Genomic DNA, 14839 nt, shown 5'->3' with positions numbered 1-14839 from the left:
GGCGGGAAACGGCAATGGGGGTAGGGCACCGTCAATATGTGGCCACATCCTCTAGCTTTTTCCCGTTGCGGCTGAGCCAGCCGATATTGATGGAAAGGCGAGAGGCAGGTTTCGGATTTTCATTCGGCGAAAGTTGACTCTATGCCGTGCACGTCGGACTCTAGAGAGGTGGCAAGTGAAGGGTTTCTTCAAGCGGGCGTTCGCAGGTCAGTCGGATCACGCTGGGGAAGGTGAAGTGTCGCCACCCTCCGCAATAGCTCCAGGGCAAATATACTCGTTTCAAACTCGAGCGTATTCAGAGTTCGGGCCCGCCGACACACATCGATTTGCTGCTATCAAGATACTTAGCGTTAGCGAAAGTCTTGTCGTCGTTGCAGTGCTAGAGGGTGTATGGCCTGCCGCTCCGACTGCGAAAGAGATCCGAGCGACTTCCATAATCAATGAACACCGCTTTGCGCACACCGGCAGGCCCGCCGTGTTTGGTGTTAATCGCGAGTGGTGGAAGCCAGAGACCGATCTGAACAAGTTCAGCTTCGTGGGGGCGCTCCCAGTAGGTCGGTCGGAGCAACAGCATGTAGAGGCCGTTGTGAGCTATGCTCCTGGGTCAAGGTTTTCCACATTGTCCGCGGCCAATCATGCTGCTGAAGGCGAGTGGCGTTGGGCGAATGACCGGGAATCCTTCCTCATCGAAGCTGAGAAGAAAAAAGCAAAAACGGAAGGTGAGCGCGCAGCCAAGGAGAAGCGGTATCGCACACGATTAAGCAAGCTCACATGGGAACAGCTTCAATCAGAGACCCCTTTCGAGCGATGGACCCCATCGCCCCCTTTCCCATCGGTCGAGTTCACCAATGCTGCGCGCGCGATGATCCGCGACGCCTGCGACGCCCTGAAAGAACTTGGCCCGAAGCCTCCTAGAGCGAAAGTTCGGGCCATCCTGAGAAAGACTGTTATGTGGTTCAATGAAGCGGATCGGGAGGCTGGAGGCGTAATCGAGACCGAAGAACGCGAAGACATATGCGCCATACTCGAAGAGATGGCTCACGTGGCGCGGCAGAAGGTTCTCGTTGATGAGATTGACGACTGGCGAGAATGGTAAGTTTGGATGGGCTCCATAGGTCGATGCCGATTTTGGATTGTTCAAAGTCGCTCTCGAACGGCTGGGGCTGAAGCGTGGGCGGACGGGTACCTTTCGCGCCGAGGATTGGGGGAAGAGTTACCGCTACCACCACCCATCCCCCTACCAACCTCCCCTTTCCCTCCCCGCCGCACCGCGCTAAGGCCCTCGCGAATCTTCGCATTCGCAGCACCCCCGACGGTGCGCCCGCGTGGCCTATAATGGGCTGCGTCCACCGAGCGCCCGGCGGACCTAATTAGGGAAAGGACCCCGCGCCTCATGACCGCCATCGGCAACGATACGCTCGGCACGCGTGACTCGCTCACCGTCGCCGGCAAGACCTACAGCTTCTACTCGCTCCCCAAGGCGGCGGCGAAGCTCGGCGACGTCAGCCGCCTGCCCTTCTCGATGAAGGTGCTGCTGGAGAATATGCTCCGCTTCGACGACGGCGTGACCGTCACGCCCGAGGATGCCCAGGCGATCGTCGACTGGCAGCAGAACCCCAAGGCCCCCAGCCGTGAAATCCAGTATCGCCCCGCGCGCGTGCTGATGCAGGACTTCACCGGCGTGCCCTGCGTGGTCGATCTCGCCGCGATGCGTGACGCGATCACCAAGCTCGGCGGCGACGCAGCCAAGATCAACCCGCTGGTGCCGGTGCACCTCGTGATCGACCACTCGGTGATGGTCGACGAGTTCGGCACCCCCCAGGCGTTCGACGACAACGTCAAGCTCGAGTACGAGCGCAACGCCGAGCGTTACGAGTTCCTGAAGTGGGGCTCCAAGGCGCTCAACAACTTCTCGGTGGTCCCGCCGGGCACCGGCATCTGCCATCAGGTCAACCTGGAATATATCTCGCAGTCGATCTGGTCGTCGCAGGCGCCCGATGGCGCGACGATCGCCTATCCGGACACGCTGGTCGGCACCGACAGCCACACCACCATGGTCAACGGCCTGGGCGTGCTGGGCTGGGGCGTGGGCGGCATCGAGGCGGAAGCCGCCATGCTCGGCCAGCCGGTGTCGATGCTGATCCCCGAAGTCGTCGGCTTCAAGCTCACCGGCAAGCTGGCCGAGGGCATCACCGCGACCGACCTGGTGCTGACCGTCACCCAGATGCTGCGCGCCAAGGGCGTCGTCGGCCGCTTCGTCGAGTTCTACGGCCCCGGCCTGCACGCGATGACGCTCGCCGACCGTGCGACCATCGCCAACATGGCGCCGGAATATGGCGCGACCTGCGGCTTCTTCCCGATCGACGACAAGACGCTCGATTACATGCGCCTCACCGGCCGCAGCGAAGAGAATGTCGCGCTGGTCGAAGCCTATGCCAAGGCGCAGGGCATGTGGCACGGCGCAGATGCGGTGGAGCCGATCTTCACCGACACGCTCGAACTCGACATGTCGACGGTGCGTCCGTCGCTCGCCGGCCCGAAGCGCCCGCAGGACCGTGTCAGCCTCGACAGCGTCGACGAAGTGTTCAACGGCGACCTGACCAAGGTGTACAAGAAGGAGCAGCCCGCGCGCGTGGGCGTCGAGGGTCGCGACCATGACATCGGCGACGGCGACGTGGTGATCGCCGCGATCACCAGCTGCACCAACACCTCGAACCCGTCGGTGCTGATCGCCGCCGGCCTCGTCGCCCGCAAGGCGCGCGAAAAGGGCCTGACCCGCAAGCCGTGGGTGAAGACCTCGCTCGCCCCGGGTTCGCAGGTCGTCACCGATTACCTCAACAAGGCCGGCCTCACCGAGGATCTCGACGCGATCGGCTTCAACCTGGTCGGCTATGGCTGCACCACCTGCATCGGCAATTCGGGTCCGCTCGCCGAGCCGATCTCGGCCGCGATCAACGGCAACGACATCGTCGCCGCCTCGGTGCTGTCGGGCAACCGCAACTTCGAGGGCCGCGTCTCGCCGGACGTCCGCGCCAACTTCCTCGCCTCGCCGCCGCTGGTCGTCGCCTATGCGCTGAAGGGCACGGTCACCGAGGACATGTACGAGACGCCGATCGGCACCGGTTCGGACGGCGCGCCGGTGTTCCTCAAGGACATCTGGCCCTCGAACGAGGAAATCCAGGGCCTGATCAACGCGAACATCGACGACGAGATGTTCCGTTCGCGCTACGGCAACGTCTATCTGGGCGACAGCCACTGGCAGGGCATCTCGGTGACCGTGTCGGACACCTATGCCTGGCCGACCAGCTCGACCTACATCCACAACCCGCCCTACTTCGAGGGCATGTCGATGACCCCGGCGCCGGTGCAGGACATCGTCGACGCCAAGCCGCTGGCGATCCTGGGCGATTCGATCACCACCGATCACATCTCGCCTGCCGGCAGCATCAAGGCGGATTCGCCCGCCGGCGCCTTCCTCCAGTCGCACCAGGTCGCGAAGAAGGACTTCAACAGCTACGGCGCGCGCCGCGGCAACGATGAAGTCATGGTCCGCGGCACCTTCGCCAACATCCGCATCAAGAACGAGATGGTGCCGGGCGTCGAAGGCGGCATGACCAAATATGCCGGCGAAGTGATGCCGATCTACGACGCCGCGATGCGCCACAAGGCCGATGGCACCGCGCTCGTCATCGTCGCGGGCAAGGAATATGGCACCGGCTCGTCGCGCGACTGGGCGGCGAAGGGCACCAACCTGCTCGGCGTCCGCGCGGTGATCACCGAGAGCTTCGAGCGCATCCACCGCTCGAACCTGGTCGGCATGGGCGTGCTGCCGCTGCAGTTCGCCGAGGGCGTGACCCGCGAGACGCTGAAGCTGGACGGCTCGGAAACCTTCACCATCACCGGCGTCGCGGGCCTGCGCCCGCGCCAGGACGTGGAAGTGAAGCTGACGCGCGCGGACGGCTCGTCGGAAACCTTCCTCACCCGTTGCCGGATCGATACCGTCAACGAGCTGGAATATTTCCTCAACGGCGGCATCCTCCACTACGTGCTGCGCAAGCTCGCCGCCTGATCGGACGGTTCGCATGAAAAAGGCCGGTGCCCTTCCTGTAAAGGGTGCCGGCTTTTTCATGCCGGGTGCATGTAAATCGCGCGTGGATAGTCCTGCCGGCAGCGGGAAATGCCTCGCCTCGCCCTGCGATCATGATAATTTCATCTTGACCTGCCGCCGCCGCCAAGATCAGTTTCGTTAAAGCGGGATTAACCGAATCCTGCGGGGATTGATCAAGGGGGAGTCACGATGAAAAAGATGGGCAAGGCGCTGCTGGCCTCAGCAGCGCTTGGATTGGCGGCGGCAGCGTCCATGCCTGCCACGGCGCAGACCAAGATCATTCTCAACGATATCGGCGGCGTGACCGGCACCCCCGCGGAACTGGGCTTCAAGATTGCCGCAAGCTATTGGGAAAGCGTTCTCACCAGCAACGTGACGCTGAAGTTCGACGTCGGCTATGCGCCGCTCGGCCCCGGCATTCTGGGCGGCACCAACAGCAGCCTGATCACCTATGTGCCGATCAGCGACTATTATGACGCGCTGGCGGCTACCGGAAACAGCGCGCTGGACAGCAAGGCGGTGGCGCATCTCGCGCCGCTTTCCGCGGCAGGCAGTGTCACGGCCATCGTGCCGGACTATGCGATTCCCGCCTCGCAGAACGGAGTCGCCGCGAGCGGCACGCGTATCGCGCCGGATGGCACCGAGATCAGCAGCAGCATCGCGATCTCCACGGCGAACGCCCAGGCGCTCGGCCTCGTCACCGCCAATGTGGACGCCCAGATCCTCTTCTCCAGCACCTTCGCGTTCGATTTCGATCCCACCGACGGCATCGCGAACAACAGCTATGACTTCATCGGCGTGGCGATCCACGAGATGGGCCACGCGCTGGGCTTCCTGAGCGGGGCCGACGACTTCAACTATTCGGTCGGCACCGGCTTTCCGACCGACACCTACTGGTGGGGCTATGCGCTCGATCTGTTCCGCTACACCGGCAAGGAAGAACTGAACTGGGCGTTCGACCAGCCCGCCTATTTCTCGATCGACGGGGGCGCCACGGCGTTTCAGGGCGACGCCTATTTCTCGACTGGCGAGGATTATGGCGATGGCTGGCAGGCGTCGCACTGGAAGGCACCGGGCGGCTGCACCGGCTATGTCGGCGTGATGAACCCCTATAGCTGCGACGGGTTCGTGGACCAGATCACCGCCGCCGATCTGGCGCTGCTGGATGCCATCGGCTGGAACGTGAATGTCGATGTGCTCGCAAATGGCAGCTACAAGGCGACCACGAGCAAGGTGTACGCGGCCTATTTCGGCGCGGTGCCGGAGCCCACGAGCTGGATGATGCTGATCCTCGGCTTCGGCGCGGTTGGTGGCGCGATGCGCTACCGCAGCCGGAAGACGCAGGTTCGCTACGCCTGATCGGCATGCTTCGTGAAAACGGCCCCGCTTTTCTCGAAGCGGGGCCGTTTTCGGTTCAGCCGCCGATGCCGAGCAGCTCGATCTTGAACAGGAGCGTGGCGCCGCCGGGTATCGGCCCCTTGCCACGGAAGCCATAGCCGAGCTCGGCCGGCACCGCGATCTCGATCGTGTCGCCCACCCCCATCAGCGGCACCGCGATCTGCCAGGCGCGGATCAGCCGATCGAGCGGGAACCGCGCGGGCGGGCCGCCATAGGAACTGTCGAACTCGGTGCCGTCGACGAAGCTGCCGGCATAATGCAGCGTGACCATGTCGGTGACGGCAGGATGGGCGCCCGAGCCGTCCCCCTTCACGCGGCGCCAGCGCAGGCCGCCCTCCAGCTGGCGCCATCCCTGGGCCGAGCTGCGGCTGGCGAGCGCGAGCGACTGGGCGCTCTGCCAAGCGAGGTCCTGCGAGCGATCGACCGGCGCTTCCTGCGCCAGGGCGGGGGCGGCGGCGAGCAGGGCGGCGGCCGCGAACAGTGCGCGCGCCATCAGCCGAGCGCCCGCCCTGCGACGGCATCAAGCTTCGCCAGCAGTTCGGGATCGCGCGCGGACGGCGCGGTGATCAGCGCCATGTCGAGGCAGGTATCGATCGGCGAAGGGCTGCGCTCCTCGGGAAGGCTGCGCAGCAGGTGCATCACCATCTTCCGCGCCTTCTCCGCATTGTTCGAAAGCTGGGCGATGACCTTGGCGACATCCACGGCCTCCTCGCCTTCGCGCCAGCAATCATAATCGGTGACCATGCCCACCAGCGCATAGGGCAGCTCCGCCTCGCGGGCAAGCTTGGCCTCGGGCATCGCGGTCATGCCGATGATGTCGCAGCCCCAGCTGCGATAGAGGTTGCTCTCGGCCCGGGTCGAGAATTGCGGGCCTTCCATCGCCAGATAGGTACCGCCCACATGTGTCGTGGCGCCCGCTGCCTGCGCCGCCTCGGCGGCCAGCGCGGAGAGGCGTGGGCAGACCGGGTCGGCCATCGAGACGTGCGCGACCATGCCGGTGCCGAAGAAGCTGGGCGTGCGGCCCTTGGTGCGATCGATGAACTGGTCGGCGATGGTGAAGGTGCCCGGCGCGCGTTCCTCGGCGAGCGAGCCTACCGAGGAGACCGCCAGCACGTCCGTCACGCCCAGCCGCTTCAGCACGTCGATATTGGCCGGCACGTTGAGGTCCGAGGGGCTGATGCGGTGGCCGCGGCCATGGCGCGGCAGGAACACCACCTTCACATGCCCGACATGCCCGACGAAGCAGGCGTCGGACGGCGTGCCCCAGGGGCTCGCCACCTCCACCCATTCGCCGCCCTCGATGCCCTCGACATCGTAGAGGCCCGAACCGCCGATGATTCCGATCGTCCAACCGCTCATGCGTCACCCTTTGCTGCGTTGCGGCGGGCATAGGCGAAATAGACGACCAGACCCAAGAGGTTCCAGCCGCCGAACCAGAGTTGCGTCTTGGTCGGCAGGCTGAGGAGCAGGTAGAAGCAGCCGAAGATGGCGCCGAGGCCGACCACCCAGGCGGCCGGGGTGCGGAACGGACGGGCAAGCTCGGGCGAACGGCGGCGGAGTACCAGCAGGCAGAGACCCACGGCCGCGAAGGCGGTGAGTGTGCCGGCATTGGCGAGGGCGGCGATCTCGTCGATCGGGAGGAAGGCGGCAAAGAAGCTGACGATCGCCGCGGTGAACAGCGTGATGCGCACCGGCGAGCCGCGCCGCGAGACCTTGGCGAGGCTCTTGGGCAGGAGGCCGTCGCGCGCCATCACGAAGAAGATGCGGCTCTGGCCGAACAGGAAGCCGAGGATCACGGTGGGCAGCGCGACGATGGCGCTGAGTGCCAGGAACTTGGCGACGCCTGCCTGGCCGATCTCGCGCAGGATCAGCGCCAGCGGCTCGGGGCTGTCGGCGAAGCGTGTGTAATGGAGCGCGCCGACCGCGGTCAGCGCCACGATCATGTAGATGGCGACGCAGGCGACCATCGACCCGACGATGCCGATGGCGAGGTCGCGGCCGGGGTTTTTGGCTTCCTCGGCGGCGGTGGAGATCGCGTCGAAGCCGTAAAAGGCGAAGAAGATGATCGCGGCGGCCGCCATCATGCCGCGCTCCACCCCGCCGCTCGCATGCTTGGCGAAGCCGAAGGGGGCGAAGGGATCGAAGTTGGCGGCGTCGAAAGTGGGCAGGGCGACCGCGACGAACACGGCGAGTGCGATCAGTTTGACCACGACGAGGATCGCGTTGAGCGTGGCACTCTCACGCGTGCCGAGGATCAGCAGCCCAGCGACCAGCCAGACGACGAACAGCGCGGGCACGTTGACGCCCCAGGCGGCGACCTGCCCGGCAAGCATCTGCGGACCATGGGTGAGCTCGGGCGGTACGCCGAGCCCCAGCAGGAAGGGTGTCGCATAGCCGGACCAGCCGACCGCGACGGTGGCGACGACAAGGGTGTATTCGGCGAGCAGGCTCCAGCCGACCACCCAGGCGACGATCTCGCCGAGCGCCACATAGCTATAGGTATAGGCGCTGCCCGAGGCGGGGATGCTCGTCGCCAGCTCGGCATAGGCGAGCGCCGCGCAGGCGCAGATCGCGCCGGCCACGACGAAGGAGAGGATCACGGCGGGCCCGGCACGGTCCGCGCCGACACCGATCAGGGTGAGGATGCCCGTGCCGACGATCGCGCCGACCCCGAGTGCGACGAGATGATACCAGCTGAGCGTGCGGGCAAGCTGGTGCCCCTGCGGCTGGTCCGCCGCGGCATGGATGGGTTTCAGACGGAACAGACTGGCCATGGATCCTCCCCTATGTTCTTGGCGCGCCGGTGATAGCGCGGTGGGGAGAGGGGGCAAGGCGTGTTCCCCGAAGTTCTTCCCCCTCCCGCCAAGCGGGAGGGGGGAAGGACGGAGGGGCGCCCTTACTTGATCAGCCGGAACCGGATCGCCTGGCCGCCGCCGGGGGCGAGCTTCACCGTAAGCGTGTCGCCGGCGGTCACCGCGCGCTTTTCGATCGCGATCGAGTGGCGCTTCTCGGTGCGATAATCGGCATCGTCGCCGTCGCGGTAGATCTGCGCCTCGTAGCGCTTGCCCGCGTCGAGAAACGACAGTGGCACCGTCAGCGTGCGCGGCTTGTCATCGCCGACCGCGCCGAGGAACCAGTCGCTGCCGCCGCGCGCCTTGCGGGCGACGGTGACATATTCGCCGACCGCGCCGTTCAGTACCCGCGTCTCGTCCCAGTCGACCGCGACATCGCGGATGAACTGGAAGGCGGGCAGGTGCTTCTCGTAATTCTCGGGCAGGTCGGCGGCCATCTGCACCGGCGAATAGAGCACGACGTAGAGCGCCAGCTGCTTGGCCTGTGTGGAGAGGAGCGGCGTGCCGCCCTTGCCGGTGAGGCTCAGCACACCCGGGGTGAAGTCCATCGGCCCGGCGAGCATGCGGGTGAAGAACAGGTTGGATTCGTGGTTGGGCAGGTTCTTCGGTTCGCCCCAGGCGTTGTATTCCATACCGCGCGCGCCCTCGCGGCTCACCCAGTTGGGATAGGTGCGACGCAGGCCCGTATCCTTGATCGGCTCATGCGCATCGATCGCGACCTGGTAGCGATGTGCCATTTCCAGCACGCGAAGATGATGGTTGGCCGAGAATTGCCCGTCATGCCATTCGCGCATCGGTTCGCCATTGGACCCCACGCGCTCGATCTGCCCGGCATCGGCGACATAGCCCGTCTTCACGACATGCTCGCCGTGATCGTGCGCGAACTCCATGGCGCGCTCGAGCTGGCTTTCATAATGGCTCATCGAGCCGCCGGTCTCGTTATGCCCGATCAGCGCGACGCCCTTCTTCTTTGCATAGTCGGCGAGCAGCTTGGCGTCGAAATCGGGGGTTGGCCGGTCGAAGTCGAAGCCCTTGCCATCGCCGAACCAGGCCGTGTCCCAGCCGACATTCCAGCCTTCCACCAGCACGCCGGGAAAGCCGTACTTGGCCGCAAAATCGATATGACGCTGGACATTGGCGGTGGTGGCGCCGTGCACCGGCTTGGAGCCCCAGCCCGACTTGTCGAGGTGCATCTCCCACCACACGCCGACATATTTGCTCGGCTTGAAATAGCTGACATCGCCCAGCTTGTTCGGCGCGTTCAGGTTGAGCTCGATGTGCGACATGTAGAGGCCGGGGGCGTCCTTGGCGATGATCATCGTCCGCCACGGCGTCACGAACGGCGCGTCGCGCGTCACCTTGGCGGCGCCCGCGCCGGGGATCAGCACGGTCTTGAAGCGGGTGCCCTCGACGCGCTGCAGCCAGGTGCCCGCATAGTCGACCAGCGCCGCCTCATGGATGGCGATATGGGTGCCGTCGGCCAGCTTCATCGTCAGCGGCGTGTGCGCGAGCGGTACGCTGGAGATCGGCGTGCGGTTGTAGAGATATTCGTCGCGATTCCATTCGGAGCCCGGGATCCACCACGCCTCGCCATCCTGCGCGATCGTGAATTCGGTCATCTCGTCGAGGATGTGCGCGGTCTTCAGGTTGGGCTGGCCCGGCAGCTCGTAGCGGAAGCCGACCCCGTCGTCGAAGACGCGGAACACCACTTCCATCACCCGGCCGAGCGCGGTCGTCTCCTTCAGCCGGACACGCAGTTCCTTGTGATTGTCGCGGATCGTCTTCCACTCGCCCCAGGGCTGGTCCCAGCTGGTGTCGCTGGCAGAGCTGCTGCTGCCCTCGATGCGGAAGTTGCGCTGGAGTTTGGGGGCATCGGTGAACAGGAAGCCGAGCATCGACGGATTGACGAGCGGCTTGCCGTCGCGGGCGACGGTGTAGAAGGGGCGCCCGTCATTGTCGGTGGCGACGGTGACGGCCAGATGCCCGTCGGGCGACGTGACGGTAGCGGGGGCGGTCTGCGCTAGTGCAGGGGCGGCAAGCGCAAGCGCGCCGAGCGCGGCCAGGGTTCGCAACATCTATCTCTCCCAGGATCGTTGTCGCCCATCGGGCTTCCTGCGTCCGGGAGTAGAGCCGGCGGCGGGGGGCGCAATCCGCCCGCCGCCATTGCATTCGTATTCTTAGTTCTGGGCGCTGCAGCTGGTCAGCTTCGATGCCTCGGGCGACTTGGCGACGGTATCGCCTTCCTTGACCTGGTAGAGCTGCGGCCAGCGCTTGCCGGTGACGAACAGGCGCTTGGTGCCGGCATCGTAGGCGATGCCGTTGGCGACATTGTCGGTGCCGCGATCCTTCGGGCCCAGGTCGCTCACGTCGAGAAAGCCGGCGACCTTGCCGCTGACGGGATCGATCTTGGCGATCAGATTGGTCTGCCAGATGTTGGCGTAGATCTGGCCGTCCACCCATTCGAGTTCGTTCAGATTGGCGAGCGGGCAGCCATTGGCGGTCACCCGCAGCGTCGAGGTGACCTGCATCGTGTTCGGGTCGAGGAAGCGCAGCACCGGGGTGCCGTCGCTCATGATGATCCCCTTGTCGTTGCGGGTCAGGCTCCAGCCTTCGCCGGTATAGGAGAAGGTGCCGCGCGGTTCGAACTTGTCGAGGCCGTAGATGAAGCCCGTCTTGTCCTGCCAGGTCAGCTGGAACAGCCGGTCGCCCCAGGCGACGATGCCCTCGCCGAAATAGGGGGCGGGGAGCGAGGTTTCCTGCTGTACCCTGCCGGTGGCGGGGTCGAGTCTGCGGATGACGGATTCGCCGATCTGCCCCGTGCTTTCGTACATCGCGCCCTTCTCGAAGAAGAGGCCCTCGGTAAAGGCGCCCGTGTCGTGCGGCAGCGTCGCGACGGCGACCGCGCGCACCACCGGGATACCGCTCGGCTTGATGCGGGTGAAGGCGAATGCGGCGCCGCCGACCAGCACCACCGCCGCCAAGACCACCAACAGGATGCGCTTCATCGGATACCCTTCCAGACCGGCATGTTCGGGCGGCACCAAGCCGAAGCCGGGGCTCCGTGTAAACCCCTAGCGCGCCAGATCGCGGCGGACATAGACGAGTTCATGGGCTTCTTCGCGCGGCTCGATGAGTTCGAGGCGGTAGTCGCGGGCCAGCAGCGGCGCTACCACCGCAAGGCTCTGGCGGTTCCAGGGCGCAAGCGGCTGGTCCATCGTCACCACGACGGGCGGGCGCGTTCCCATGATGCGCCGCACCTCCTTGGCCTCATCGATGCCGGTGGCGCCCTGTTCGGCCTCGTAGGCGAGCGTCGAGGGGAAGGCATAGGCGGTGGGTACGCAGGTGCCCGAGAGATGATACAGGATCGAGTCGCCGGCGAACACATAGGGGCAACCCTGGCGGGCGTGCGCCGCCATCACGTCGGCCGCGGCGCGGGCGGATACCCGGTCGTCCGGTTCGCCGCTCCAGTGGAAGGCGAAGAGGGCCGCCGCGGCAAGCGCCCCGCCCAGCAGCGCGGCGGGCGATCGTCCCAGCGCCGGTGCGGCGACGATCGCCAGCGGCACCAGCAGCGGCAGCGCATAGTGATCGAAGAACGCCCCGATCATCGCATAGCCGACGATTGCTGCGGCGAGCCACCCGAACGCCACGGCAGCTTCGCTGCGCCTCTCGTCGGGGCGCCAGCGCCATCCCAGCACGGCGCAGACCAGGAAGGGCGAGAGTTGCGCGCCGGTGCCGGCCAGGCGGGCGACGATCTTGGCGGCGGGATAGCCGCGCCGCAGGGTCACCGAGGCGAAGTTGGAGAACCAGAAACGCGCGAACACCTCCGGCCCCAGCGCATGGTACCAGGCGATCGCGGCGAGGGTCGGGGCTAGCCCGAGCAGTGCCCAGGCGAGCGCGGCCCCGGCGAGCAGCGGCAGGCGGGCCCCGGCGCGGTGCAGGTACCAGCAATGCGCGAGGCCGAAGAACGCGCCTTCCACCACCGGCGTATATTTGGTCTGGATGGCGAGACCCGCGAGCAGGCAGACGGCCGCGCCCTGCGCCAGGATCGCGCGCCGGTCCCGCCGTTCGGCCAGCATCGGCAACCGCAGCGTTGCCCAGCCGGCCGCCGCCATGAACAGATTGTAGAATACGGGCGACTGTCCGCCGCGCCCGCTGAGGAAGCCCAGCCACAGCAGATAGGCGATGGCGGCCGCGCCGGCACCGATCGGTCGTGCACCCAGTCGGCGAGCGGCCAGCGCGATCAGCCCTGCGGTGGCCGCAGCGAACAGCGTGGCGATCCATTGATAGGCAAGGATGCCGTCGCCGGGCAGCAGCCGCATGCCCTCGAACAGCAGGAACAGCCCCAGCGGCTTGCGGTCCCAGAAATCGACATAGGGCAGCGCGCCGCCGAGCATGCGGTCGCCGACCAGCAGATAGTATTGCTCGTCGACATGGATGACCGGGTTGCCGAAATCATGCGCGCGCAGCGCAACGGCCAGCAGTACCAGCAGCGGCAGAAGCAACAGGGGACGGCGCCAGGGCGAACCCGATCCGTCTGTCAGCATGGCGATCCGTTGTAGCACGGGCAACCATCTACGAACGGCTAAGCCACGAGTCATGCGCGATATTTTTTGCACCGGTCGTGCGGGTTGGTGGCTCGGCGTCGTCGCTGGAACTACCGTTAATTTCTCAGAAAATTTGCGGTTCAGCGGTGCGGATCGCGCCGCGACGCATCGTCATTGGATCGGGTGGGGAGGAACTGGCCGGGCCAGGAACCAGCCGGCGGCAACACCATCGCCGCTGTGCTGGTTCCGGCATCGCATTCCTGCGCCCATTCGACCCGATGGGATGTTCGCAGTCATGTATCTCGATCTTTCAAAGGACCCGTTCGAACACCGCCCGCAAGGCGATACCCCTGTCTGGACGGTGGTGATCCCCTTCTTCAACGAGCGGGACTATCTCGCCCATACGATCGAGAGCCTTTCGCGCCAGACGGTGCGCTTTACCCTGATCCTGATCGACAATGGCTCGACCGATGGCGGCGCCGCGGTTGCCGAGGCGGCGGCCCGGGCGCATGCGCTCGACTATATGCTGCTCACCGAGCGGACCCCCGGCAAGGTCGCGGCGCTGCGCACCGGCCTCGCCTGGGTGCGGACACGCTGGGTGGCGACCTGCGATGCGGACACGCTGTACCCGCCCCAGTATCTCGCGGCCGCGCAGGCGATCCTGTCGCGGCCCGGCCATGTCGTGGCGGGTGCCTATTTCGTGCCGGACGGGATCAGCGAGCCCGCACGGGTGACCGAGGCCGCGCGCTTCCTCGCCGCTGCCCGGCTGTTGCCGCGGCAATGCCATGCCGGCGGCGCGGGCCAGGCGTTCTGCACCCGCGCGCTGCGTGCCGCCGGCGGCTTCGACGCGGTTCGCTGGAACTTCGTGCTGGAGGATCACGAAGTGATTCATCGCGTGATGCGCAAGGGGCGGATGGGCTATTCGAGCGCGATGTGGTGCATGCCCAGTCCGCGCGAGCGCGACCGGGATTCGATCCGCTGGACGCTTGTGGAGCGGCTGCTTTACTCGGCCGCCGCGCCGATCGCAGGCGACTGGTTCTTCTATCGCTTTCTGGCCGGGCGACTGCAGCGCCGCCGGTTGCTCAGCAGCCGCATCCGCGAGCGCCAGTATCAGCATCTCGAAGGACCGGTTCTTGTCCCGTCTCATTCTCTGCGCTGACGACTTCGCCTATTCGCCGGCGATCAGCGCCGCCATCGTGGCGCTGGCGCATGCGGGCAAGATCAACGCGATCAGCTGTATGACCGTGATGCCGGGCTGGGTCCAGGATTCACGCCTGCTGGCGGACCTGCCCGCGCATGTCGAGCTGGGCCTCCACCTGACGCTGACCGAGGAGGCGCCGCGCACGGCGATGGCGCGCTATGCGCCGGAGGGTCGCATGCCCCGCATCGATCCGCTGTCGCGCGCCGCGGGCAAGTGGCGCGTGCCGCTGGACGAGATCGCGCTGGAGATCTCCGCCCAGTTCGACGCCTTCTTCGCGGCGTTGCGTCGCCCTCCCGACTTTGTCGACGGCCACCAGCACGCGCATGCACTGCCCGGCATTCGCGACCTGGTGCTCGCCGAAACCGCCGGGCGTGCGCCGCGCGCCTGGGTGCGCGACTGCACCGATGCGCCGGGCGCATTGCTGCGTCGGCCGTTCGCCGGCAAGGCGGTCGGCAGCGCCTGGCATTGCCGCGGCATGCGCGGCGCGGCGATGGCGCTGGGGCTGCGCACCAATAACAGCTTTGCCGGCCATTACGATTTCCGTCGCGATTACGAGTCGCTGTTTCCGCGCTTTCTGCGGCAGCCCGGGCAGTTTCACCTGGTGATGTGCCATCCCGGTGCCGGCGAGCGAGCCGGCGACAGTATTGCGGATGCACGAATTCTTGAAGCTAAGGCCTTGCACCGCCTGCCGATCGCCGACATGGCTGCTGCCGAGGGGCTGGCATTTCCTGCCTGA

At 66.1% G+C, this 14839-nt stretch carries 11 protein-coding genes; 5 read left to right on the top strand and 6 right to left on the bottom strand.

Translation table 11 applies throughout. The annotated features are described in order from the left end of the window. Window positions 1–175 precede the first annotated feature (175 nt). The 3 genes from OIM94_RS11110 (at window position 176) to OIM94_RS11100 (ending at window position 5467) form a co-directional block, all read left to right on the top strand. The gene (locus OIM94_RS11110) at window positions 176–1096 is read left to right on the top strand and encodes a hypothetical protein (RefSeq protein WP_264606794.1); all 921 of its coding nucleotides are present in this window, start codon (window positions 176–178) and stop codon (window positions 1094–1096) included. Between the two features lie 297 nt (window positions 1097–1393). Beyond that, complete coding sequence (gene acnA, locus OIM94_RS11105) at window positions 1394–4069, top strand: aconitate hydratase AcnA (RefSeq protein ID WP_264606793.1); 2676 nt, start codon at window positions 1394–1396, stop codon at window positions 4067–4069. A 228-nt stretch (window positions 4070–4297) separates the two neighbouring features. Continuing rightward, entirely contained in the window at window positions 4298–5467 is a 1170-nt protein-coding gene (locus OIM94_RS11100; protein WP_264606792.1) for an NF038122 family metalloprotease, read from the top strand. Between the two features lie 55 nt (window positions 5468–5522). On the opposite strand, the gene OIM94_RS11095 is transcribed toward OIM94_RS11100, so the two are convergent. The 6 genes from OIM94_RS11095 to OIM94_RS11070 form a co-directional block, all read right to left on the bottom strand. After that, a complete protein-coding gene (locus OIM94_RS11095) occupies window positions 5523–5999 on the bottom strand; it encodes an FKBP-type peptidyl-prolyl cis-trans isomerase (RefSeq protein WP_264606791.1) in 477 nt (158 codons plus the stop codon). Next, window positions 5999–6865, bottom strand: coding sequence for an S-methyl-5'-thioadenosine phosphorylase (locus tag OIM94_RS11090; RefSeq protein WP_264606790.1), 867 nt, complete (start codon window positions 6863–6865; stop codon window positions 5999–6001). Before OIM94_RS11090 ends, OIM94_RS11095 begins: the two co-directional genes overlap by 1 nt. After that, window positions 6862–8280, bottom strand: coding sequence for an amino acid permease (locus tag OIM94_RS11085; protein ID WP_264606789.1), 1419 nt, complete (start codon window positions 8278–8280; stop codon window positions 6862–6864). The genes OIM94_RS11090 and OIM94_RS11085 overlap by 4 nt, the downstream gene beginning before the upstream one ends. Window positions 8281–8402: 122 nt before the next feature. Further along, window positions 8403–10433, bottom strand: coding sequence for a glycoside hydrolase family 97 protein (locus OIM94_RS11080; protein WP_264606788.1), 2031 nt, complete (start codon window positions 10431–10433; stop codon window positions 8403–8405). 102 nt (window positions 10434–10535) lie between these two features. After that, window positions 10536–11363, bottom strand: coding sequence for a glutaminyl-peptide cyclotransferase (locus OIM94_RS11075; RefSeq protein ID WP_264606787.1), 828 nt, complete (start codon window positions 11361–11363; stop codon window positions 10536–10538). Between the two features lie 66 nt (window positions 11364–11429). After that, on the bottom strand, window positions 11430–12902 hold the full coding sequence (locus OIM94_RS11070; protein WP_264606786.1) for a hypothetical protein: 1473 nt from the start codon (window positions 12900–12902) through the stop codon (window positions 11430–11432). A gap of 283 nt (window positions 12903–13185) precedes the next feature. On the opposite strand from OIM94_RS11070, the gene OIM94_RS11065 reads away from it, so the two are divergent. After that, the gene (locus tag OIM94_RS11065) at window positions 13186–14061 is read left to right on the top strand and encodes a glycosyltransferase family 2 protein (RefSeq protein ID WP_264606785.1); all 876 of its coding nucleotides are present in this window, start codon (window positions 13186–13188) and stop codon (window positions 14059–14061) included. Beyond that, the gene (locus tag OIM94_RS11060) at window positions 14036–14839 is read left to right on the top strand and encodes a ChbG/HpnK family deacetylase (protein WP_264606784.1); all 804 of its coding nucleotides are present in this window, start codon (window positions 14036–14038) and stop codon (window positions 14837–14839) included. The genes OIM94_RS11065 and OIM94_RS11060 overlap by 26 nt, the downstream gene beginning before the upstream one ends.

Source organism: Sphingomonas sp. R1 (assembly GCF_025960285.1).
Classification (GTDB): Bacteria; Pseudomonadota; Alphaproteobacteria; order Sphingomonadales; family Sphingomonadaceae; genus Sphingomonas.
Note: the sequence above shows the minus strand (reverse complement) of the source record. Positions and strands in the feature narration are given on the sequence as shown.

Coding starts and splice junctions, on each gene's coding strand:
- acnA (WP_264606793.1), top strand. CDS start 1,394: ATGACCGCCATCGGCAACGATACGCTCGGCACGCGTGACTCGCTCACC.
- OIM94_RS11100 (WP_264606792.1), top strand. CDS start 4,298: ATGAAAAAGATGGGCAAGGCGCTGCTGGCCTCAGCAGCGCTTGGATTG.
- OIM94_RS11095 (WP_264606791.1), bottom strand. CDS start 5,999: ATGGCGCGCGCACTGTTCGCGGCCGCCGCCCTGCTCGCCGCCGCCCCC.
- OIM94_RS11090 (WP_264606790.1), bottom strand. CDS start 6,865: ATGAGCGGTTGGACGATCGGAATCATCGGCGGTTCGGGCCTCTACGAT.
- OIM94_RS11085 (WP_264606789.1), bottom strand. CDS start 8,280: ATGGCCAGTCTGTTCCGTCTGAAACCCATCCATGCCGCGGCGGACCAG.
- OIM94_RS11080 (WP_264606788.1), bottom strand. CDS start 10,433: ATGTTGCGAACCCTGGCCGCGCTCGGCGCGCTTGCGCTTGCCGCCCCT.
- OIM94_RS11075 (WP_264606787.1), bottom strand. CDS start 11,363: ATGAAGCGCATCCTGTTGGTGGTCTTGGCGGCGGTGGTGCTGGTCGGC.
- OIM94_RS11070 (WP_264606786.1), bottom strand. CDS start 12,902: ATGCTGACAGACGGATCGGGTTCGCCCTGGCGCCGTCCCCTGTTGCTT.
- OIM94_RS11065 (WP_264606785.1), top strand. CDS start 13,186: ATGTTCGCAGTCATGTATCTCGATCTTTCAAAGGACCCGTTCGAACAC.